Origin of the sequence: Pseudomonas sp. B3(2017) (assembly GCF_002113595.1) — a bacterium.
GTDB classification, from domain to species: domain Bacteria; phylum Pseudomonadota; class Gammaproteobacteria; order Pseudomonadales; family Pseudomonadaceae; genus Aquipseudomonas; species Aquipseudomonas ekonensis.
In genome coordinates this window covers 137,135-160,642 of the sequence record NZ_NEIU01000005.1, presented here as the reverse complement: position 1 = coordinate 160,642, position 23,508 = coordinate 137,135, and the positions used below count along the sequence as shown (strand labels likewise).

Genomic DNA, 23,508 nt, shown 5'->3' with positions numbered 1-23,508 from the left:
CGGTGACATTCCCCGTCACACTTTCCTTTGCGGGTTTACTCTCCAGATACCGGGGCGTAAGCTTCGCGCGTTTTCATCAATAGCGGAGACCCACAGTGGGTACTTGTTCGAGTGACAGTTGTCGGCCGGTCTCGGTAACCGGCAGATTCTCGGCAAGATAACGCGCATTCCCTGATGCCGTTGTCTCGCCGAACAGCGAGCGGCGGCATCCCGATCATGGCCGGTTGAGGCCATGTCCCGACGTCCTTCTCATCGACGCTGAACAGAGCGTGGCCGTGACCTTTGTGTCGTCGCCGCAGCCCTATCGACACGCCTGTCTTGGCTGACCGGCGTGCCAGGCCCTGCCTTGCCGGTGTTTCCGGCGGCCGGGGCGTGGACGTGCCTGCTCGACGGTTTCCCGGCTGACCAGAGGGGTAGCAGCCATGAAACTGACGCTCAAGGAATTCTTCGCAGGCTTCCTGCGGACCCGCCACATCGCCCGCCACTTCCGGCGCCTGGCGCTTTTGGAATCGATCAGCGACACCACGGTCAGCCGTGAAGTGCCGCCCAGCCTGGCCAACACCCTGGTGGACGCCGCCCACTGCGACAGCGGCGCGCTGCTGTCGTCGCTGGGCACCCACGCCGACGGCCTCACGGATTTCGAGGTCGATGCGCTGCGTGCGCAGCACGGCCTGAACGAAGTCGAGCACGAACAGCCGCTGCCGTGGTGGACGCACCTGTGGCACTGCTACAAGAACCCGTTCAACCTGCTGCTGACCCTGTTGGCGGTGATCTCGTGGCTGACCGAGGACCTGAAGGCGGCCATCGTGATCTTCTCGATGGTGGTGCTGTCGACCCTGCTGCGCTTCTGGCAGGAAAGCAAATCCAACCAGGCCGCCGACGCGCTCAAGGCCATGGTGAGCAACACCGCCACGGTGATCCGTCGGGATGCGCCGCGCATCGAATTGCCGATCAAGCAACTGGTGCCGGGCGACCTGATCGTGCTGTCGGCCGGCGACATGATCCCCGCCGACTGCCGGGTGCTCAGCGCCAAGGACCTGTTCGTCAGCCAGGCGGCGATGACCGGCGAATCGATGCCGGTGGAGAAATTCCCGCGCCAGCAGGACCGCGACACGCGCAACCCGCTGGAACTGGACAACGTCCTGTTCATGGGCACCAACGTGGTGTCCGGCACGGCGGTGGCGGTGATCCTGACCACCGGCAACAACACCTATTTCGGTGCGCTGGCCCAGCGGGTCGGGGCCACCGACCGGGCGGTGACGTCGTTCCAGCAAGGCGTCAACAAGGTCAGTTGGCTGTTGATTCGCTTCATGTTCGTGATGGCGCCACTGGTGCTGTTCATCAACGGCTTCACCAAGGGCGACTGGACCGAGGCGCTGCTGTTCGCGCTGTCGATCGCTGTGGGCCTGACCCCGGAAATGCTGCCGATGATCGTCACCTCGACCCTGGCCAAGGGCGCGGTGTTCCTGTCGCGCAAGAAAGTCATCGTCAAGCGCCTGGACGCGATCCAGAACTTCGGCGCCATGGACGTGCTGTGCACCGACAAGACCGGCACCCTGACCCAGGACAAGATCTTCCTGGCGCGCAACGTCGACGTCTGGGGCGAGGACTCCGACGACGTGCTGGAGATGGCGTACCTGAACAGCTACTACCAGACCGGCCTCAAGAACCTGCTGGACGTGGCGGTGCTGGAGCATGTGGAGGTCCACCGCGAGCTGAAGGTCGGCACGGCGTTTCGCAAGGTCGATGAGATCCCGTTCGACTTCAACCGCCGGCGCATGTCGGTGGTGGTCGAAGGGCGGGGCCAGCCGCACCAGTTGATCTGCAAGGGCGCGGTGGAGGAAGTGCTCGCGGTGTGCAGCCATGTGCGCCACGGCGAAGCCGACGACGTGCTGAGCGCGGACCTGCTGGCCCGCATCCGCCAGGTGACCGCTGCGTTCAACGCCGAAGGCCTGCGGGTGGTGGCGGTGGCGGCGCGGTCGATGCCTCAGGGGCGCGACACCTACAGCCTGGCCGATGAACAGGACCTGACGCTGATCGGCTACGTGGCGTTTCTCGATCCGCCGAAGGAAAGCACCGCGCCGGCGCTCAAGGCCCTGGCCGAGCATGGCGTGGCGGTGAAAGTGCTGACCGGCGACAACGAACTGGTGACGGCCAAGATCTGCCGCGAGGTGGGCCTCGCCCAGCAAGGCCTGCTGCTGGGCAACGACGTGGAGCGCATGAGCGATGCCGAACTGGCGGTGGCGGTGGAGACCACCAACGTGTTCGCCAAACTGACGCCGTCGCACAAGGAACGCATCGTCCGCATCCTCAAGGGCAACGGCCATGTGGTCGGGTTCATGGGCGACGGCATCAACGACGCGCCGGCGCTGCGCACTGCCGACATCGGCATTTCGGTGGACAGCGCCGTGGACATCGCCAAGGAAGCGGCGGACATCATCCTGCTGGAAAAGAGCCTGATGGTGCTGGAGGAGGGCGTGCTCGAAGGGCGGCGCACCTTCGCCAACATGCTCAAGTACATCAAGATGACCGCCAGCTCCAACTTCGGCAACGTGTTCTCGGTGCTGGTGGCCAGTGCGTTCATTCCGTTCCTGCCGATGCTGCCGATGCACCTGTTGGTGCAGAACCTGCTCTACGACATTTCGCAGATCGCCATCCCGTTCGACAACGTCGATGACGAGATGCTGAAGCAGCCGCAGCGCTGGCAGCCGGCGGATGTGGGCCGGTTCATGCTGTTCTTCGGGCCGATCAGTTCGATCTTCGACATCACGACGTTCGCCTTGATGTGGTACGTGTTCGATGCCAACACCCCGGACCACCAGACCCTGTTCCAGTCGGGCTGGTTCGTGGTGGGGCTGCTGACCCAGACGCTGATCGTGCACATGATCCGCACGCCGAAGATCCCGTTCCTGCAAAGCCGCGCGGCCCTGCCGCTGCTGGTGATGACCGGGATCATCATGGCGGTGGGGATCTTCCTGCCGATGGGGCCTTTGGCGAACTACTTCAAGCTGCAGGCGCTGCCGTCGCTGTACTTCGTGTTCCTGCCGGTGATCCTGCTGGCGTACATGGCCCTGACCCAGGCGGTGAAGGGCTTCTACATCCGCCGGTTCGGCTGGCAGTAAGACTGGGGACGCTGTGGGAGCAAGGGGCTTTTCCTTGCTCTGCGGTGTCTGTGCCGGCCTCATCGCTTGCAGGCAAGCTCCTACAGGTTTTGTGGTGCGCAGGGATTTTGCAGACACCAGAAATACCTGTGGGAGCCAGCCTGCTGGCGATGAGGCCGGCACAGCCGCCCTCTGTGGTGACTGAACCGCTGCTCCCACAACGGACGGAAGATTTTTCAAGGAGCTGGACATGCAAGCCATCAATAACCTCAACCTGACCTCGCTGCTCGACACCCTGGTCAGCCTCAGCGCGGCGTTCATCCTCGGCGGCCTGATCGGCTTCGAGCGCCAGTACCGCCAACGCACGGCGGGCCTGCGCACCAATGTGCTGGTAGCGGTGGGCGCGGCGATCTTCGTTGACATGGCCAACCGCCTCGGCGGCGCCGAAGGGGCGGTGCGGGTGGTCGCCTACGTGGTGTCGGGCATCGGCTTTCTCGGCGCCGGGGTGATCATGCGCGAAGAGGGCAACGTGCGCGGCCTCAACACCGCCGCCACCCTCTGGACCTCGGCGGCGGTGGGGGCCTGCGCCGGGGCGGACCTGCTGGCCGAGGCGGTGCTCGGCACGCTGTTCGTGCTGGCGGCCAACACGCTGCTGCGGCCGATCGTCAACAACATCAACCGCCAGCCGCTGGATGTGGTCTCGGCGGAAGTCACCAACATCGTCTACGTCATCGCCCGGCGCTCGCAGCAGAAGGCCGTGCTGGCCTTGCTCGAGGCGGAACTGGAACGCAGCAACTACCCGGCCAGCGACGTCGACGTGCATGCCTTCGGCAGCGATGAGGTGGAGATCGAGGCGACGCTGGCCACCACCTCGGTGGACGGCGATGAGCTCGACGCGCTGGTGGCGCGGGTCTCGACGTCGGCTCTGGTGGTGCAGGCCTTCTGGAGCCCGAGCACCACCGAGTGAGGTCGCTGCGCGCGGCGGTGCGGCCTGCGGATGGGTGGCCGGATTTTTCGGAAAAGTCCTACAGAGTGTTCCGTGGCGCTTGCGTAACCTTGGCGCCTCGTGAAGCCGACACCGACCGGGAAGTCCACCGTGCCCCAAAAAGCCTTGCGCATCCTGATTGCCGATCCGCAGCATTTTCACCGGATGACCCTCGAGCGATCGTTCAATCGCCTCGGGTACTTTCGCATCGCGCCGGTGCGCAACCTGGCCGAACTGCTGACCTTGGTCGAGCGTGACTGCGGTGCCTTCGACGTGGTCGCCGCCAATGCCGGGCTGGCGGCGGGCTCGATGGACCTGGCGGACTTCCTGTGCGGCAATCCCCGTGTCCGCCATGCTCTGGTCTACAACGCGCCGGCGTCGACGGTGGCCGGGTTTGCCTGCAAGCCCATCGGGATCAGCGAGGCGCAGCTGCCGGACATCCACCGGATCGAGCGCCTGATGGCACAGATCGAGGGGGCGGTCGGGCAGGCTGTCGGCGTTTGAGCACGGTTATCCGTTTGTCGCAACTGTCAGATCTGACAGGTAGATTCCTCCCGCATCCCGTGCAACAGTCTTGGCGCAGCCAGGGTCTGTCCGAGCCGGGCGACGCCTGTGGCACCGGCGTCCCGACATTGCACTGGGAGTGGTCATGAAGAGAGCGCTCATCGTCGACGATCACCCGGTGGTGGGGGCCACCCTCGGCCTGATCCTGGAGTCGGAGGGCTTCAGGCAGGTGGAGGTGGTCGCCAGCGGCGTCGAAGCGGTGCCGGCGATCCGCAGGCTTTCGCCGGAGCTGGTGATCCTCGATCTCAACCTCAAAGGGATGAGCGGCCTGGAGGTGCTGGAGCGCATCCGCGCCAACGGCCTGGACTGCCGCGTGGTGGTGTTCACCTCCCACGAGCCGGCGCACTACCAGATGCGCTGCATGCGCGCCGGCGCGATGGCCTATGTCACCAAGTCCGATTCCCTGCACCAACTGCGCAACGCCATCAAAGCCGTGCGCTCCGGCTACACCTACTTTCCCGGCTCCACGGACCTCGCCGCCGGCAGCGGCATGCTGCAGAACAACGAGCGACAGCTGATCGACCTGCTCTCCGACCGCGAACTGCACATCCTGGTGCAGTTGGCCCAGGGCCGGGCGAACAAGGACATCGCCGAAGGCATGAGCCTGAGCCACAAGACTGTCAGCACCTACAAGACCCGCCTGATGACCAAGCTGGGGGTGGGGTCGCTGGTGCTGCTGCGCGAATTCGCCCTGCGCAACCAACTGATCTGAGGGGGCTGGCATGGGGTCGTGGCGTCTTTTCCTTCTGTCGTTGGTGCTGGTCGCGGCCCACGTTCGGGCAGGCGAGCCGCCGCAGGTGCTGGAGGTGCTGGCCCGCAGCAGCCCCGACACGGCCCCGATCCGCCTGGACGATGCGGATCGGCAATGGCTGCGCGAGCACCCCGTGCTGCGGGTGGGCGTGTCCGGCGCCGACTACCCGCCGTTCGAACTGACGCGCAACCGGCATGAGCTGGAAGGCATCACCGCCGACTACGCCGACCTGTTGGGGCGCCTGCTCGGCGTCGCGGTCACGGTGCAGCGCTACCGCGACCGCGCAGGGGCGATGGCGGCGCTCAAGGGCGGCGAGCTCGACCTGCTCGGCACCTCCAACCTTTTCGAGCTGGCCGACCCGCAAGTGGTGCTGTCCCGCGCCTACGCCGAAGACCAGCCCATGTGGGTGACCCGGCTCAGCGAGCCACTGCCGGCGGACCTGACCGGCAAGCGTATCGCCATGGCCGAGGACTACCTGCCGGAGGCGACCGTGCGCAAGGCGTACCCCACCGCGACCCTGGTGCGCTATCCCGCCATCCTCGACGCGCTCGGTGCGGTGGCGTTCGGCCAGGACGACCTGTACCTGGGGGACCTCATCAGCGCCAACTACCTGATCAACATCAATTATCGCAACGACCTGCAACTGGCCGGGCCTTCGGGGCTCGACGCCAACCCCTTCGGCTTTGCCCTGGCCCGGGGCAACGGGCGGTTGCAGCGTCTTGTGGACCGGGCGCTGGCGGCCATTCCCCTCGAACAGCGGCTGCTGATGGAGCAACGCTGGAGCGCCGGCCTCGCCGACATGAGCGGGCAGGCGAGCGTCACCCTGAGCGCCGCCGAACAGGCGTGGCGCGACGGGCACCCGGTGGTGCGGGTGGGGGCCGTGGAGGACTTCGCGCCCCTGACGTTCTTTGATGCGGACGGGCAACTGCACGGGCTCACCGCACAGTTGCTGAATATGATCGGGCAACGCACCGGGTTGACGTTCGACATCGTGCGGGGGCAGTCGCTGGACCGGCAGATGGCGCAACTGAAAGCGGGCGAGCTCGATGTGCTGCCGGTGGTGACGCCGAGCAGCGAGCGGGAGCTGGAACTGCGGTTCACCCGGGCCTACCTGAACAACCCGTTCGTGCTGATCGCGGCGGCGGACGGCCGTCTGCGTTCGTTGGGCGACCTGGCGGGCAAGCGGCTGGCGATCTACCGTGGCCATCCTTTGCACGACTATCTGGTCGAGCAGGTGCCGCAGATCAGGCTGGTCGACGTGGCCAGCCCCGCCGCAGGGATGGCGGCCATCGCCAACGGGCAGGCGGACGCGACGCTGGGCTCGCTGCTGGTGGCCCGCTACCTGATCGCCCGCCAATACAAGGGGCGCATGCGCATCGTCACCACAGTGGGGGATCAGCCGGCCCGGATCGCGCTGGCCACGGCGCCGGACGCGGCGTTGCTGCATTCGCTGCTGAACAAGGCGCTGCTGAGCATTGCGCCCCAGGAGATGGACGAGCTGGTCGAGCGCTGGAGCCACGGGGTGGTGGTCGAAGACAGCTACTGGCAGCGCCATCGCCGGGAAATCCTCTCGGGGTTCGCGGCGGCCGCCGTCCTGCTGATGCTGGCGCTGGCGTGGATCGGCTGGCAGCGTCGCCAGCTCCGTCAACGCCAGGGCTGGTTGCGCAGGCTGCAGCAGGCCAAGGAGGCGGCCGACGAGGCCAACCGGGCCAAGACCACGTTCCTGGCGACCATGAGCCATGAGATCCGCACGCCGATGAACGCCCTGATCGGCATGCTCGAACTGGCGCTCAAGCGGGCCGACGAGGGCGTGACCGATCGCCTGGCCATCGAGATCGCCTCCAGCGCCGGGCAGCAACTGCTGGCGCTGATCGGCGACATCCTCGACATCGCCCGCATCGAGTCCGGGCACCTGGAGCTCGCCCCGCAGCGCGCCAACCTGCGTGGCCTGGTGGTCTCGGTCTGCCGGGTGTTCGAGGGGCCTGCGCGGCAGAAGCAGCTGCTGTGGCACGTCGAGCTGGATCCGCGCAGCGATGTCGATGTGCTGGTCGACCCCACGCGCTTCAAGCAAGTGCTGTCGAACCTGTTGAGCAACGCGGTCAAGTTCACCGCCAACGGTGAGGTCAGCCTGGTGCTGCGGGTGACGTCGCTGCACGACCGTCGGCTGGCCCTGAGCGTGACCATCGAAGACAGCGGCATCGGCATCGGCGCCGATGACCGGCGACGCCTGTTCAGTCCTTTCGTGCAGGCCCGCGACGCTGCACAGCCGGTGCGCAGCGGTGCCGGCCTGGGGCTGGTGATCAGCCGGGACCTTTGCCGGATGATGGGCGGCGACCTGCAACTGGCCAGCGAACCGGGGCGCGGCACGCAGGTCCGGGCGCTGCTGCAGTTTCCGGTGCTGGATCCGCTGCCTGCGCCTGAGGCCGATGGGGAGGTGGCTGAATCGTCGGTGCCGCTGAACGTGCTGGTGGTGGACGACCACCCGGTGAACCGCTTGCTGCTGGGCTGGCAGTTGAGCGAGCTCGGGCACCGGAGCGTGGGCGCGGAGGACGGCGAACAGGGCCTGGCCGCGTGGCGCGGGCAGCCGTTCGATGTGCTGATCGTCGACATCAACCTGCCGGGGCTCAGCGGCCATCAACTGGCGCGGGCGATCCGCGCGGAGGAGGCCGCGACGGGCCGGCGCCGCTGCTTGTTGCTCGGGTTCACCGCCAACGCCCAGGCCGAGGAAAAACAGCGTTGCCTCGCCTCAGGGATGGATGATTGCCTGTTCAAGCCTATCGGCCTGGGCGACCTGGGCCGGGCGCTGTCTGTTGCCGAGCCCGGTGCAGAACCCATGGGGCAGGAGCAGGCATCCGCCGCGCTCGACCTGAGCACCCTGGAACGCCTGGCGGGCGACAACCGCGGGCTGATCCTGCGCTTGCGCGACCAGGTGTTGCAGAGCCTGCGCGACGACCTGAAGCGGCTGGATGACCTGGGCCGGGCGTCCGACCGTGGCGGCTTGCGCGACCTGGCCCATCACATCAAGGGCGGTGCGCAAATGGTCGGTGCCGGGCAGGTCGTGGCGGCGTGCCACGCCCTGGAACAGGCGTGCCGCGATGCCGAAACCGTGGCGCTGACGGGCGCGGTCGAATCGCTGCGCCAGGCCATGAACGGCCTGGCGCAGCACCTTCAGGGGTAGCGGGTCAGTCCCACTCGGGGGCGATGCCGTCGGGGCTGGTCAGGCGCTGGCCGCGGTCCAGGGTCGCGATCAAGGCCATGTCGGCCTCGCTCAGGGTCAGGGCCGTGGCGCCGAGGTTGCTTTGCAGGTTGGCGCGCCGGGTCGACGACGGGATCACCGCATAACCTGACTGCATCGCCCAGGCCAGCGTCACCTGCGCCGGGGTGGCGCCCAGCCGTTCGGCGATCTGCTGGATCAGCGGATCCTTCAGCGCTTCGCCGTAGGCCAGGGTCATGTACGAGGTGGTGTGGATGCCCTGGCTCTGGGTGAAGGCGATCACCTTGCGGTTCTGCAGGAACGGATGCACTTCGATCTGGTGGGTGGCGATGTGCTCGGCGCCGACCGCCGCGATGGCTTGTTTCAGCAGGCCGATGGTGAAGTTGGACACGCCGATCCGGCGGGTCAGGCCCAGGCGCTTGGCTTCGAGCAGGGCGCCCATGAATTCCTCCACCGGCACTTGATCGTCAGGGGACGGCCAGTGGATCAGCGTCAGGTCGAGGTAGTCGGTCTGCAGTTTGCGCAGGCTCTCCCGGAGGCTGTCGATCAGGCGGTTCTTGGCGTAATTGGCGACCCAGATCTTGCTGGTGATGAACAGCTCTTCACGGGGGATGCCGCTGACGGCGATGGCATGGCCGACCTCGGCTTCGTTCTCGTAGATCTGGGCGGTGTCGATGGCCCGGTAGCCCAGCTCCAGGGCGGTGCTCACCGAATCGATGACCACCTGACCTTGCAGGCGAAACGTACCAAGACCGAAAGCGGGAACAGACATGCGTGACTCCAGGGTTGCGAAGGGAATGGGCGCAGTATCCGTGGCGGCCTGCCCGGGAAAAACCGCTGCCCCGGCAAAGCACTGTTGAGCGCAAGTCACGAATCGGCGGTGCGGGTACGCATTGTTCTACGTGTGGAACGATGAAGCTGCTTTTGCCTGACTAGTGCCGGATAGGTAGCGGATTTAACATCAATCCATTGAAACCACCTTTCGGGAGGCACCATGAAAGACCTCATCGGCATTTACACCAGTCCCCGTGGCCACTGGGTGGGCGACGGATTTCCGGTTCGCACGCTGTTTTCCTACGACAACCTGGCCCGGCACATCAGCCCGTTCCTGCTGCTCGATCACGCAGGTCCCGCCGAGTTCACGCCGACCCATGAGCGGCGCGGCGTCGGCCAGCATCCGCACCGCGGCTTCGAGACCGTGACCATCGTCTACGACGGTGAAGTGGAGCACCGGGACTCCACCGGCAGCGGCGGCAAGATCGGCCCCGGCGACGTGCAGTGGATGACGGCGGCGTCCGGGATCCTGCACGAGGAATTCCATTCCCGGGACTTCGCCCGCACCGGCGGCAGGATGGAAATGGTGCAGCTGTGGGTCAACCTGCCGGCCAAGGACAAGATGGCGGCGCCCGGTTACCAGACGATCCTCGACGGCGACATTCCCGACATCGAGCTCAAGGACGGCGCGGGCCGCCTGCGCTTGATCGCCGGCGAGTTCGACGGCCGCCAGGGCGCGGCGCGCACCTTCACGCCGGTGGACGTCTGGGACATCCGGCTGAACGCCGGGAAGACGCTGGACCTGGACCTGCACGAAGGGCGCAACACCGCCCTGGTGGTGTTGCGTGGTTCGGTGCAGATCAACGGACGGGAACAGGCCGCCGTCGGCCAGTTGGCGCTGTTCGAGCGCGATGGCCGGCAGGTGACGCTCAAGGCTGACGCCGACGCGGTGGTGCTGCTGCTCAGCGGCGAACCGATCGACGAGCCCATCGTCGGCCACGGCCCGTTCGTGATGAACAGCGAAGCGGAAATCCATCAGGCGTTCGCCGATTTCCAGTCGGGGCGGTTCGGCCGGATGCAGGACTGACCCCGGTTCGCCAACACCGCCATCGCCAGCAGGCTGGCTCCCACAAGGGATCCCCGGTGTCCGCAGGATTCCTGTACACCACAGAAACCTGTGGGAGTTGGCTTGCCAACGATTGGGCCATCACAGCCGACATCTCCGGTGGCTGACAGGCCGCCATCGCGGGCAAGCCCGCTCCCACAGGTATCTCAGGTGCCCGCAAAATCCCGGCACACCACAAGATCCTGTAGGAGCTTGCCTGCAAGCGATGAGGCCGGCATTGCCGACATCCCTGGTGCCTGACCCAGCGCCCTCGCCAGCAGGCTGGCGCCTACAGTTTCTATGGCGTGAATCAAATGCTCCTACACTGAACCGATCTGTGAGATCTTCTGCCGATTGGTCTCTGCCGGAGTTGTTTGATGCTGTCACTGCTCACCGATCATCCCTTGATTTGCGCGCTGATCCTGATCCTGGTCGATCTTGGGCTGTGGCGCCTGATCAGCTCCCACGGCAGCGGGTGGAAGCTGCTGGTGCGGGTGGTGATCTTCACGTTGTTCAGCATCCTGCTGTTCAACGAAGGCCTCAACCCGATGGAGACCGCGCCGTGGGCCGACAACGTGCCGCTGCACCTGGCGGCGACCGGCCTGCAGATCGGCTGGTGGCTGTTCGGCGCGCGCACCCTGACGGTGCTGATCGGCGCGGCGATGATGCAGCGGGTCGGGCACACCGGGCGGCTGCTGCAGGATCTGCTCGGGGCCGTGATCTTCCTGATCGCGGTCATCGCGGCGCTGGCCTACGTGCTCGACCTGCCGGTCAAGGGCGTGCTGGCGACGTCCGGCGCCTTGGCGATCATCGTCGGCCTGGCATTGCAGAGCACCCTCAGCGACGTGTTCTCCGGCATCGTGCTCAACACCACCAAACCCTACCAACTGGATGACTGGATCTCCATCGACGGCACCGAAGGCCGGGTCACCGACATCGACTGGCGCGCCACCCGCCTACAGACGTCCCAGGGCAGCATGGCGGTGATCCCCAACTCGCTGGCGGCCAAGGCCAAGATCATCAACTTCAGCCGGCCGAGCAACATGTTCGGGGTGTCCGTCAGCGTGCAGGTGAGCCCCCATTCGCGGCCCAACACGGTGCTTGAGGCGCTGGAACGGGCCGTGCAGGGGTGCCGCTTCCTGTTGGACGACCCGGCGCCCAGCGTGGCGATGAAGAACGCCACCAGCACCGGCGTGGAATACGAGATCGGCGGCTTCGTCGCGTCGATGAGTGAGAAGCGCTCGGTGCGCAACCAGCTGTTCGACCTGGCGTACCGGCATCTGCAGGCCTCCGGGGTCAACCTGCTGTCGAGCGTCGAACCTCTGGCGCCCGCCGACCTGTCGCGGCCCCGGGCCCTGCTGGAGAGTTCGCCGATCTTCTCCACCCTGCGCGAGGAAGAAAAGGACACGTTCAGCCAGAACATGACCCTGCAGACCTTCCGTGCCGGCGAGGTGATCCTGGAGGCGGGGCAGGTCAGCGACCATCTGCTGATCATCGAGTCCGGCGTGCTCTCGGTGACGCTGCTGCGCCACGGAACGCCGTTCGAGTCCGGGCGCATGGGGCCGGGCGAGGTGATCGGCGAGGCCGGCATCCTGAGCGACTCGGCCTTGCCGGCGACGTTCTCGGCCAAGACCTATTGCACGCTGTACCGTATCGAAAAGGCTTACCTCAAGCCCTGCCTGGATGCCCGCCACGACATCAGCGACGCCATGAAGGCGTTGCTGGATTTCCGTCTGCTCAAGGCCAAGAGCCTGACCCAGGAGGTGCCGGCGGTGGTGCCGAAGAAGGGGTTCCTGCACTGGTTGCGGCATCGTGCGTAAGGCAGTGGTCACCCGGACTTCTGCCGGATTGGCTATTTGTGCGCCGGGGCTGCGGGATTAACGTAGCCGCACATTCACTTGACCCGGAAACCTGCCATGAAAGCCCGCATCGATTTCTACACCGCTTCCCCCGACGCACTCAAAGCGATGATGGCCCTGGAAAGCGCCGTCTCCAAACTGCCGCTGGAAAAGAGCCTGATCGAACTGGTCAAACTGCGCGCTTCGCAGATCAACGGCTGTGCGTTCTGCATCGACATGCACACCAGCGATGCGATCAAGGGCGGCGAGACCCCGCGTCGGCTGTTCGCCGTGACCGCCTGGCGCGAGGCCCCGTTCTTCACCGACCGCGAGCGCGCCGCCCTGCTGTGGACCGAATCGCTGACCCAACTGAGCCTGACCCACGCACCGGACGAAGACTACGAAACCGTCAGCGCCCAGTTCTCGCCCAAGGAAATGGTCGACCTGACCGTGGCCATCAGCACCATCAACAGTTGGAACCGCCTGGCCGTCGGTTTCCGCAAGACCCCGCAGGCCTGATCCGACTGCCTTGACCCTGCCCGGCGGTGGCTTCACTGACGCCATCGCCAGCAGGCTGGCTCCTACAGGTATCCCTTCAATGTGCATCGGCACTCGGTGCGGGCGGCGGCAGCACCTTGCGCATCAAGGGCACCATCGCCGTGGCGAGGCCGAAGCACACCATGATCACCAGAAACGTGTCGCCATAGGTCTGCGTCTGCGCCTCACGGTAGGTCAGCAGCCACAATTGGCGCAGGCTGGCGGTCATGCCCGCGTCCCCGTGCTGCCCCCACGCGGCGAGGTTGCCGCCGACCTGGCCCAGCCATTGGTTCAGCGCTTCGTTGCGGCTGTTCAGGTGCTCCGCCAGCCGGGTGAAGTGCAGGTTGGTGCGGTCGTTGAGGATGGTCGCGCAGGCTGCGATGCCGATGGCGCCGCCCAGGTTGCGCATCAGGTTGAACAGGCCCGAGGCATGCTTGAGCCGTGCCGGCGCGAGGCCGCCCAACGTCAGCGTCACCGCCGGCGGCACCGCCAGTTGCTGGGCGATCCCGCGCAGCGCCTGCGGCAGCAGCAGTTCTGCGGCGCCCCAGTCGTGGGTGATCGGGCTGAATTCCCACATCGACAGCGCGAACAGCGCAAGGCCGGCCATCATGATCCAGCGCAGATCCACGCGGTTGGCCAGGAAGGCGTACAGCGGAATCGCCATGATCTGGAACACGCCGGTGGAGAACACCGCCAGGCCGATGTCCAGCGCGCTGTAGCCGCGCACCCGGCCGAGGAACAGCGGCGTCAGGTAAATGGTGGCGAACAGGCCGATGCCGGTGACGAACGAAAAGAAGCAGCCCAGGGCGAAGTTGCGGTCCTTGAGCGCCCGCAGATCGACGATCGGATTGGCCACCCGCAAGGTGCGGCCGATGAAGGCCAGGCCGGCCAGGCCGCTGATCCACGCGGTGGTGAGGATGGTGCGGTCGCTGAACCAGTTCCAGCGCGGGCCTTCTTCGAGGGTGTACTCAAGGCAGCCGAGAAACAGCGCCAGCAGGATCATGCTCGGGTAGTCCGCGCCCTTGAGCAGCGACAGTTCCGGCCGGTCGATCTTCACCAGCATCGGCACCGCCACGGCGACGAAGATCCCCGGCAGCAGGTTGATGTAGAACAGCCAGTGCCAGGACGACAGGTCGGTGATCCAGCCGCCGATCACCGGGCCCAGCGTCGGCGCCAGCGAGGCCACGGCGCCGATGGTCGCGGCCGCGATGACCCGTTGCTTGCCGGTGAAGAAAAAGAACGCCGTGGTGAACACCAGCGGGATCATCGAACCGCCCAGGAAACCCTGCAGCGCCCGGAACGCGATCATGCTCTGGATGTTCCAGGCGATGCCGCACAGCAGGCTGGCGAGGGTGAAGCCGACCGCCGAGGCGCAGAACAGCCAGCGAGTGGAAAACACCCGGGACAGCCAGCCCGACAGCGGAATCACGATGATTTCGGCGATCAGGTAGCTGGTCTGCACCCACGCCGTCTCGTCGGTGCCGGCGGACAGCCCGCCGCCGATGTCGCGCAGGGAGGCCGAGACGATCTGGATGTCCAGCAGCGCGATGAACATGCCGATGCACATCGTGGCGAAGGCGAACACCTTGGTCGCCGTCGCCATGTCGGCGGCATTGAACGCGGGCGCGAGGACGGCCTGGGCGCGGCTCATGGCGCACTGGCCACGGCGGCGGTGTCGGGCCGGGCGCGGGTGTCGACCTCGGCGGTCACCGACAGCCCCGGCCGCAGGTGGCCGAGCACGCCGTCGGCGGGGTCGAGCAGGATCCGCACCGGCACCCGCTGGACGATCTTGGTGAAGTTGCCGGTGGCGTTCTCCGGCGGCAGCACGCTGAACTGCGAACCGGTGGCCGGGGCGAGGCTGTCGAGGCGACCGTGGAACTCCTGCCCGGACAGCACGTCGGCGCGGATGCTCACGCGCTGGCCGGGTTTCATCCGGGCCAGCTGGTCTTCCTTGAAGTTGGCGTCCACCCACAGGCCGCTGGCCGGCACCACCGACAACTGCTGCGAACCCGCCTGGGCATAGGCGCCGACCCGGGCGCGGCGGTTGCCGATCACGCCGTCCACCGGCGCACGCAGCTCGGTGTAGCCTAAGTTCAGTTGCGCCAGGTCGCGTTCGGCCTTCGCCTGCATCAACGCGGCGCGGGCCTGCTGCTTGCGGGTTTCGATGACCGAGAGCTGGCGCTGCGCGGCGAGCAGTTCGGCCTGGGCGCGAGCGCTCTGGGCCTGGGCGGTCTTGAAGGTGGCGTCGGCCCGTTGCGCGCTTTCCACCGAGACGGCGTTGCTGCTCACCAGCCGCTTGTAGCGTGCGTTGTCGTCCCGCGAGCGGGCGGTTTCGGCACCGGCGGCGTCGATGCCGGCGCGGGCCTGGCCGATCACGGCTTGCTGCAGTTGTTCGGTGGCGTCGAGGTTGGCCAGCAGCGCCTCTTCGGCGGCGACCGCACCTTCGGCCTTGGCCAGGCTGGCGCGGTAGTCCCGCGAGTCGAGACGAATCAATACGTCACCGGCCTTGACCGGTTGGTTGTCGCTGACCAGCACTTCTTCGATGTAGCCGGAGACCTTCGGCCCGATCACCGTGACGTCGCCGCCGATGTAGGCATCGTCGGTCTCCTCCAGGAATCGCCCGGCGCTCCACCAATGGGCGGCGTACAGTCCGGCGAACGCCAGGACGGCGATCCCGGCGGCGGGCAACAGCAGGCGCTTGAGCAGGGGCGATCGGGCGGCGCCGACCGGGACGGCGAGGTCGGGTTCGACGGTGGGCATGCTGGTCATGGGAATGTACCTGTGGAAGCGGGCTGTTATTACGACGGTAATATGACGTAGGTAATATTTTGTGGCAATTCATTTCTGTTGCCGGCCGTCAGGTGGTCACCCGACCGGTTCGCCCCACGGGCAAACGCCTCAGGCAATGGAGCATGCCGCCGCCGCAATGACGAATCCCGCCAATCGCTCAACACCCTTTGAGCGCTGCTTCGAGCCCCGCATCAGGCCCTCAGGGAAACCCTGAGGGTACGCAGATCCCTCCGTGATTACGGTCGATGACGGCAAATCACTGAATTGTTTAAGAAATGTAACCACTGTAGGAAGCGTCTTGCATTTGCGTAGGAGGGCTCCGACTATCACGAACATTGATGAAGTGGCATTACGCCATTTGATGATTGCAAGGAAGTTGAGTGCCGTATTCGTTCCGCGCTGTTTCCCGTTGCCGTTCCCTGCGTCGCCCGTTGTTGTCGGCTTTTGTGTTGGGCGTGTGCGCCTTCCCGGCCGGGGCTGCCGAACCGGCGTCCGCCGGCCAGGAAGCGCTGCGTCAGCAGCAACAGCAACAGCGCGACCTGCAACAGCTGCAACTGGAACAACGGCGCCGGCAACTGGAACGTGGCGCGTTCGGCCCGGCGCCGGCCTCTACGGCCACCGCCCAACCCGTCACCCCCGACGAACGCTGCTGGCCCCTGAGCGGCACGCGCATCGGCGGCGTCACCCTGATCGACAGGGACGCGCTCAATGCGCGGATCAAACCGCTGCTGGCGCCGTGCATGGGCGTCAACCAGATCAATCACCTGCTGGCGAACATCACCGCGATCTACGTCGAGCAGGGCTACATCGCCAGCCGTCCCTATTTGAGCAGTGCGCCGGCGGCGGGGCAGTCGCTGGACATCCTGGTCGACGAGGGCTACGTCGAATCCATCGAACTGGCCGACCAGAGCCTGCCGGTGTCGCTGGGCGGCGCCTTTCCCCACATGCTCGGCAAGCCGCTGAACCTGCGTGACCTGGAGCAAGGGCTGGACCAACTGAACCGCCTGCGGTCGGTGGACCTGACCGCCGACATCGCCCCCGGCAGCCAGCCCGGCGCTTCGCGGATCGTCCTGCGTTCGCGCAGCGCCGGGCAATCGCGCTGGGCCCTGGGGCTGGGCGCCGACAACCTCGGCAGCGCCAGCACCGGGCGCGACCGCAACACCGTCAGCCTGAGCCTCGACAGCCCGCTGGAGCTCAACGACCTGTTGAGCCTCAGCGCCAGCGACACCCTCAACCGGGGTGACCGCTACAGCCGCAACGCCAGCCTGTACTACGCGATTCCCTACGGCTACTGGACCTACAGCGCGTTCGCCAGCCACGCCGAGTACCGGGCGCCGTTCAAGCTCAGCACGACGACCCTGTACAGCACCGGCATCACCGACCAGCTCAGCCTGCGCGCCGACCGCGTGCTCTGGCGCGACCAGAGCCACCAGCTCAGCGCCAACCTGCAACTGGCCCACAAGGACGTCGACAGTTACCTGGCGGACGCGCGCCTGGGCATCCAGAGCCCGACGCTGACCGTGGCCGAAGCCGGGCTCAACCTGTTCTGGCTCGACCGCGCGGTGTGGAACCTGGACGTCAACTATGCCCAGGGCCTGCGCTGGTTCGGTGCCGACGATGACGGCGCGCGCCAGGTCAGCAACCTGCCCAAGGCGCAGTTTCGCAAGTACCGCGCCGGTCTCAGCCAATGGCGCAACGGCCGGCTCGGCGATCAGGCCTGGCAATGGCAGAGCCAGCTCAACCTGCAATACAGCCCCGACCCCTTGCCGGCCATCGAACAGATGCTCGGCACCGACGATTCCGCCGTGCGCGGTTACCGGGTCGCCAGCGCGTCCGGCGCCAGCGGCGCGATCTGGCGCAACACCCTGCGCCTGCCGCTGGCCACGGGCGGGCCTGTGCAGGTCACCCCGCGCCTGGGGCTCGACCACGGCTGGATCAAGGCCGACCACGGCGCGCCGGGCCAACGCCTGAGCGGCGCCAGCGTCGGCCTCAATCTGGGCTGGAAGAACCTGCAGGTGGACGTCGATTACCAGCGCAACCTCAACACCCCCAGCGGTTTGCCCCATGAGCCCGACGCCTGGCTGATGCGGGTGGGGGTGCAGATATGAACAACGCAGTGAACCCACAGCCGACGGATCTGAGCGCGACAGCCCCGGCCAAGACCAAAACGCGCGACGTGATGCCGTACTTACATGGAGACGTTTTTATGCCAGCACACACCTTCGCATTCAACCTTTCGCCCCGGGGCCAATTGCGCTGGGCCATCGCCAGCCTGTTCCTCGCCGCCCACCTGCCCAGCGCCCTGGCCGGCGGCGTGGTGGTCGCCCCCGGCCCCGGCGGCACCGCGCAATTGCAGACCCAGGGCGGTGTGCCCATCGTCAACATCGTCGCGCCCAACGGCTCGGGCCTGTCGCACAACCAGTTCCTGGACTACAACGTCGACCGCCAGGGCGTGGTGCTGAACAACGCCCTGCAGGCCGGGCAATCGCAGCTCGCCGGGCAACTGGCGGCCAACCCGCAACTGCAGGGCCAGGCCGCGAGCGTGATCCTCAACGAAGTGATCAGCCGCAACCCGTCGGCCATCAACGGCGCCCAGGAAATCTTCGGCCGCGCCGCCGATTACGTGCTGGCCAACCCCAACGGCATCTCGGTCAACGGCGGCAGTTTCATCAACGCGCCGAACGCCAGCCTGGTGGTCGGCCGTCCGGAGCTGAACGACGGCAAGCTGCAATCGCTGAACACCCGCGACGCCAGCGGCCAGTTGCAGATCCAGGCCGGCGGCCTGCGCAACGGCGAAGGTTCGGTGAACCTGATCGCCCCGCGCATCGACAGCCAGGGCAACCTCAGCGCCCGTGACCAATTGAACGTCACCGTCGGACGCAACCAGGTGGATTACGCCAGCGGCCAGGTGAAGACCGTGGACCCGAGCGGCCACACCGCCGACCAGCGGATCGACGCCAGCCTGTTCGGCGCGATGCAGGCCGGGCGCATCAATATCGTCAGCACCGCCGAAGGCGCCGGCGTGAAGGTGGGGGGGGTGCAGGTGGCCGGGCGCGACGGCGTGCAGATCCGTTCGGCCGGCGACCTGAGCGTCAGCGGGCAGGCCGTCGCCGACAGCCTCGACGTGACCCGTGCCGGCATTCGCAGCAGCCAGGGCGATGTCGGCCTGCACAGCGGCAAGGACCTGACCCTGGCTGCCGCCGATGTCAGCGGCCGCGACGTGAAGGTCGACGCCAACCGCAACCTGACCCTCACCACCGTGGAAAGCCGCAAGCTCCAGGAACAGCGTGAGAACTGGAGCAACAACACCATCGGCATCACCTGGGAAACCTACGAACGCACCCGCACCGACAGCGATTCGCGCCAGCACGGCAGCCAGATCGTCGCCAGCCGCGATGCGCAACTGTCGTCCGGCAAGGACACCGAACTGAACGCCGCCAAGGTCGAAGCGACCGGTGACCTGAGCGTGCAGAGCGGTGGCGACCTGCGCCTGACCGCCGCCACCGAGCGCCACGTGCAGACCGACCAAGGCAAGCACCGCAAGCACCTGTGGAAGGCCGACTGGGACAGCAGCAGCGAGACCCAGCGCAGCGTCACCAGTCAATTGACGGGCGGCAACATCGCCCTGCAGACCGCCGCGCTGCTGCGCTCCGAAGGGGCAGAGCTGACCAGCCGGGGCGACCTGCAACTGGCCGGCAAACAAGTGGACATCACCACCGCCAGCCGCACCGACCGCAGCAGCGACAACCGCTACGCGGGCGATCTGGTGGGCGGCGGCTTCTTCGGCAAGACCGGCGACGCCGACAAGGGCCAGACCCGCCACCAGGGCAGCAAGGTCAACGCGAGCGGCAAACTGACGGTCAAGGCCGACGACGTGCGCATCAGCGCCAGTCAGGTGCGCGGCGGCACCGATGCCAGCGTGATCAGCGACAGCGGTTCGCTGATTGTCGATGGCGTGCAGGACACCTCCCACAGCAACAGCCACGACAAGGACAGCAAGTTCTTCGGCATCACCAAGGACGAGTCCCGGCAGAACGCCAAGGACAGCACCACGGTGCGCAGCGAACTGGTGTCCGACAGCAACCTCAAGCTCAAGAGCGCCAAGGACATCGAAGTCGCCGGCGCCTCGGTCAAGGCCGGCGCCGCGCTGACCGCCGACGCGGCGGGCGATGTGAACGTGAAGGCTGCGCAAGACACCCGCGAGCGCAGCGACAGCACCCAGACCCGCGGCTTCGACGCCTACGCCAAAGAGAACGCGCCGGACGCCGGGCAGTACCGTGCCGGCATTCATTACGAAGACAAGCAGAAGACCGTCACCGCCAACGATGTCAGCCAGCAGGGCGCAAGCCTCACCGGCGGCACCGTGCAGGTGAAGGCCGGCGGCGACCTGACGGTCAAGGGCGGCGAGGTGAAATCCACCGCAGGCGATACGACCCTCAGCGGCAAGAATGTGTCGCTGCTGGCGGAGCAGGACAGCCACCAGACCTCCACCGACACCGCCAACACCGGCGGCGGCTTCTACTACACCGGCGGCCTTGACCGCGCCGGCAGCGGCATCGACTTCGCCCGCGACACGGCGCACGACGCCACCCGCAAAACCACCGCGCAGACCACCGGCGTGCAGAGCAGCGGCGGCCTGACCATCAATGCCGGCACACTCGTCACCGAAGGCGCGCAGCTCAAGTCCGGCAACGGCCTGAACGTGGTCGCCAACGAGGTGGACAACCGTGCGGCCGGCAACACCTCCAGCAGCACCCACGACGAGAGCCACTGGTCGGCGGACATCGGCGCCAACGTCGAGTACAAGGACATCGCCCGGCCGGTCGTCGCAGCGGTCAAGGACGTGCTCGCCGGCAAGGTGCCGGACAAGGACGCCCTGAGCAACCTCGGGCAGCCGAACGTCGGCATCGATGTCGCGGTGGGCCACGCCAGCGCCGGCAAGACCGAGCAGGGCAGCACCGCCGTGGTCAGTCGCTTCGACGGCGCCACCGTGGACGTGAACGTCGCCGGCACGCTGAAGGACCAAGGCACCCAATACAACGCAAGCGCCGGCAAGGTGAACATCGGCGCGGACAAACTGGTGGCCGACGCGGCCGCCGATACCCGCAGCAGCAGCGACAAGGCGGTGGACGCCAAGGTCGATGTGCGCGTCTACACCAAGACCGGCGAAGACGTGAACGTCGCCGGCAGCGGCGCCGGCGGCAGCAGCCAGACCCGCAAGGACAGCGCCACGGCGGTGGTCGGCGGCTATGCCGGCAGCCAGGGCGTGAACATCAACGTGCGCGGCGACGCGCAGTTCGAGGGCAGCCGCTTCGACGGCGGCCAGGGCGGCGTCAGCGTCAAGACCGGCGGCGACCTGGCCCTGAACCAGGCCAACGACCGTCAGGGCAGCGACACTTCCAGCCTGCGCGGCAACGGCTCGCTGACCGTCGGCACCTTGCCGGGCACCGACGGCACCAACGTCGATCTCGGCGCCGGGTTCCAGCTCGACCACACCGGCAAGCAGGTCAACGACAGCCAGGCCCGTGTGGCGAGCGTCCAGGGCAACGGCCCTGTGCAGTTCACCAGCGGCGGCAACCAGGTCCAGCAAGGCGCGAAGATCGACAGCGCAGGCGCCATCGACCTGAAGGCCGGCGGCACCCTCGACCTGCAAGCGGCCACCGACACCCACGTCGCCACCGGCGGCAACCTCGGCGGCGGCCTGAAGGCGGGCGGCAGCAAGACCAGCAGCGAGAAGAGCCGCGATCAGGGTGGCAACCTCAGCGGCAACTTCAACATCGGCCGGGTGAACGAGAACACCCAGACCCTCAAGGGCGGCCAGCTTGACAGCCAGACCAGCATCGCCCTGAGCGGCGATTCGGTGCGCCAGCAAGGCACCCAGGTCGGCGCGCCGAGCGTGAGCCTCGACGCCGGCAAGGGCGGCATCGCGCTGGAATCCGCGCAGTCCAGCGACAGCCGCAACAACTGGAACGTCGCCCTGAACGCCGGCGGCAACCTCAGCCAAAGCACACCGACCGCCGCCGATGAGAAGGCCACCAGCGACCACGGCTTCAACGCCGGGGCCAAGGTGGGCGTGGACTATGTTCAGGGCACCACGCAGCAGAACAGCCGGATCAAGGCCGATGCGGTGGTGTTGAACAGCGCGGGCGACGCCCGTCTGAGCGGTGCGCAGGTCGAGGGCAAGACCGTCGGCGGCAACGTTGCCGGTGACCTGACCGTCGAAAGCCGCCAGGACACGCAGAACCACGCCAAGGTCGATGTGGATCTGGGCCTGACCGGCAAGAAGAACCCGCCGAGCGACAAGAAGGAACTGGCCGGCACCGACTACAAGCCGACCCTCACCGCCCAGGGCGAATACGCCCATAAGGACAGCGTCGGCCAGGCGTCCGGCATCAGCGGCCAGCAAGGCGTGAACCTGAACGTCGGCGGCGCCACGCAACTGACCGGCGCGCGGGTCTCGGCGGCGGGCGGCCGGGTGCACCTGGGCGGCTCGCCGGTCGGCAAGACGGATCTGGACAACCGCGACTACGGGGTCAAGGCCGGCCTGACCCTGCCGCACAAGGCTGAAGAGAACGCACCGAAGGTCTCGGTTGAGAACGGCACGCTGAAAGCCGGCCCGGTCACCGTCAGCGGTCATTTCGACAGCCAGACGCTGCAGGCCGGCATCGACGAACGCGGCTGAAGCCCCCATGGTGGATGAGCCCTATCCACCGTCCAACCCTGCAGGAGCGAGCTTGCTCGCTCCTGCATTCTTCAGACCTCAACCCAAACGACAAGCATGCCCCTGTGGGAGCGAGCCTGCTCGCGATGGCGTCGGACCAGTCACTGCAAAGGTGCCTGTTCCATCGCCATCGCGAGCAGGCTCGCTTCTACAGGGGGGCATGGTCTGGTCTGCGTCGATTTCTTCGCCCCCGCTGGAAAACCCGCAGGCCTGCAACTAGCGTGTGAGAACGGACGCTCACTGCAAGGGACTGACGGGGTGCAACGACATGGGCAAGAAGTTCGGCAACGGCTGGTGGATCGATGAAGGGGTGTTGATGTCCGACGAGCGCGCGACGGATCTCGAAGCCGCCGCCGGGCATTTTCCGGACGAATACAACCCGATGATCTTCCTTACCGGCGATGCCCACCGCGAGCCGCCGTTCCAATGGGCGGCGCAGGGCGTCTGGGCGAACTTCTTCGCACCGCTGATCGAAGACAACAAGATCGTCTGCCATGTCGAGCAGTACCCCAGGGCGGTCACCCGTGATTCGGTGCCGCCGCTGTTCGGCCCGGTGTTTGACCACGGCAAAGTGTTCGGCTGGGAGCACGCGGTGTTCCCGATCCTCGAAAACCTGATGAAGAACTACTACAACCGGGCGCAGGACTTTCCCGCCAACATCACCGTCGGGTTTGTCCGCGGTGCGTTGGGCGACAGCGCCAAGGTCGCGCAGATGGGGTTTCTGAGAACCGAGCACCAAGCGTTCGTGGACTTCGCCAAACCCTACGTCGAGGAAAAGACCGGCCTGAAGGCCATCTTCAGTTCCACCCCGTCGTCGACGACGCGGCTGTCGGCAACGGACGGCGCCAAGTTCAAGGAACTCTACTCGGCCTACGTGCGGGCCGGCATGGAGCTGCGCACGGGCATCCATCCTTACATCGCCCCCGCGATCCAGCGCCTGATCGACACCTACCGCGACCACATCCACCTGATCACCTGCGGTGACGCGCACCTGCTGGTCAATCCGCTTTATCAGTATCTGCATCCGCCAGAGGGGTGTTTCGGCATCGTCGATCCGGATCAGGGCAAGGGGACGGGCAAGATCAAGGCCAAATAGGGCGCAGGCCGCCTCCCGTCGACAGGCCCAAG

General features: G+C 66.6%; 14 protein-coding genes. 11 read left to right on the top strand and 3 right to left on the bottom strand.

Going from position 1 to position 23,508, the window contains the following annotated elements; all coding sequences use genetic code 11:
* Positions 1-422: 422 nt before the first annotated feature.
* From mgtA to CAG33_RS09680, 5 genes are all read left to right on the top strand, one after another.
* Positions 423-3,122, top strand: a complete 2,700-nt coding sequence (mgtA, locus tag CAG33_RS09700; RefSeq protein WP_085638128.1) for a magnesium-translocating P-type ATPase — start codon at positions 423-425, stop codon at positions 3,120-3,122.
* A gap of 229 nt (positions 3,123-3,351) precedes the next feature.
* Positions 3,352-4,068: an MgtC/SapB family protein gene (locus tag CAG33_RS09695; RefSeq protein WP_085631416.1), complete on the top strand. Its 717-nt coding sequence runs from the start codon at positions 3,352-3,354 to the stop codon at positions 4,066-4,068.
* Between the two features lie 129 nt (positions 4,069-4,197).
* Complete coding sequence (locus CAG33_RS09690) at positions 4,198-4,590, top strand: hypothetical protein (protein ID WP_085577524.1); 393 nt, start codon at positions 4,198-4,200, stop codon at positions 4,588-4,590.
* Positions 4,591-4,735: 145 nt separating this feature from the next.
* Positions 4,736-5,362, top strand: coding sequence for a response regulator transcription factor (locus CAG33_RS09685; RefSeq protein WP_085577523.1), 627 nt, complete (start codon positions 4,736-4,738; stop codon positions 5,360-5,362).
* Between the two features lie 10 nt (positions 5,363-5,372).
* On the top strand, positions 5,373-8,579 hold the full coding sequence (locus tag CAG33_RS09680) for an ATP-binding protein (RefSeq protein WP_085638123.1): 3,207 nt from the start codon (positions 5,373-5,375) through the stop codon (positions 8,577-8,579).
* A 4-nt stretch (positions 8,580-8,583) separates the two neighbouring features.
* On the opposite strand, the gene dkgB is transcribed toward CAG33_RS09680, so the two are convergent.
* Positions 8,584-9,387 carry a 2,5-didehydrogluconate reductase DkgB gene (gene dkgB, locus CAG33_RS09675; protein WP_085638120.1) on the bottom strand — a complete coding sequence of 268 codons (804 nt, stop codon included), beginning with the start codon at positions 9,385-9,387 and terminating at the stop codon, positions 8,584-8,586.
* Between the two features lie 222 nt (positions 9,388-9,609).
* Between dkgB and CAG33_RS09670 the strand changes: the two genes are divergently transcribed.
* From CAG33_RS09670 to CAG33_RS09660, 3 genes are all read left to right on the top strand, one after another.
* A complete protein-coding gene (locus CAG33_RS09670) occupies positions 9,610-10,476 on the top strand; it encodes a pirin family protein (protein ID WP_085577520.1) in 867 nt (288 codons plus the stop codon).
* 395 nt (positions 10,477-10,871) lie between these two features.
* Complete coding sequence (locus CAG33_RS09665; RefSeq protein ID WP_085577519.1) at positions 10,872-12,314, top strand: mechanosensitive ion channel family protein; 1,443 nt, start codon at positions 10,872-10,874, stop codon at positions 12,312-12,314.
* Positions 12,315-12,410: 96 nt separating this feature from the next.
* The gene (locus CAG33_RS09660; RefSeq protein WP_085577518.1) at positions 12,411-12,851 is read left to right on the top strand and encodes a carboxymuconolactone decarboxylase family protein; all 441 of its coding nucleotides are present in this window, start codon (positions 12,411-12,413) and stop codon (positions 12,849-12,851) included.
* A 76-nt stretch (positions 12,852-12,927) separates the two neighbouring features.
* Here CAG33_RS09660 and CAG33_RS09655 read toward each other — a convergent pair whose 3' ends face one another.
* Together CAG33_RS09655 and CAG33_RS09650 are read right to left on the bottom strand one after the other, a co-directional pair.
* On the bottom strand, positions 12,928-14,520 hold the full coding sequence (locus tag CAG33_RS09655) for a DHA2 family efflux MFS transporter permease subunit (RefSeq protein WP_085631422.1): 1,593 nt from the start codon (positions 14,518-14,520) through the stop codon (positions 12,928-12,930).
* Entirely contained in the window at positions 14,517-15,638 is a 1,122-nt protein-coding gene (locus CAG33_RS09650) for an HlyD family secretion protein (protein WP_085577516.1), read from the bottom strand. The genes CAG33_RS09655 and CAG33_RS09650 overlap by 4 nt, the downstream gene beginning before the upstream one ends.
* A 401-nt stretch (positions 15,639-16,039) precedes the next feature.
* Here CAG33_RS09650 and CAG33_RS09645 point away from each other — a divergent pair, with 401 nt between their 5' ends.
* The 3 genes from CAG33_RS09645 (at position 16,040) to CAG33_RS09635 (ending at position 23,476) form a co-directional block, all read left to right on the top strand.
* Positions 16,040-17,767 carry a ShlB/FhaC/HecB family hemolysin secretion/activation protein gene (locus CAG33_RS09645; RefSeq protein ID WP_085638117.1) on the top strand — a complete coding sequence of 576 codons (1,728 nt, stop codon included), beginning with the start codon at positions 16,040-16,042 and terminating at the stop codon, positions 17,765-17,767.
* 98 nt (positions 17,768-17,865) lie between these two features.
* Positions 17,866-22,341, top strand: coding sequence for a hemagglutinin repeat-containing protein (locus CAG33_RS09640; RefSeq protein WP_085638114.1), 4,476 nt, complete (start codon positions 17,866-17,868; stop codon positions 22,339-22,341).
* A 307-nt stretch (positions 22,342-22,648) separates the two neighbouring features.
* Positions 22,649-23,476: a hypothetical protein gene (locus CAG33_RS09635; protein WP_085638111.1), complete on the top strand. Its 828-nt coding sequence runs from the start codon at positions 22,649-22,651 to the stop codon at positions 23,474-23,476.
* Positions 23,477-23,508: the final 32 nt, after the last annotated feature.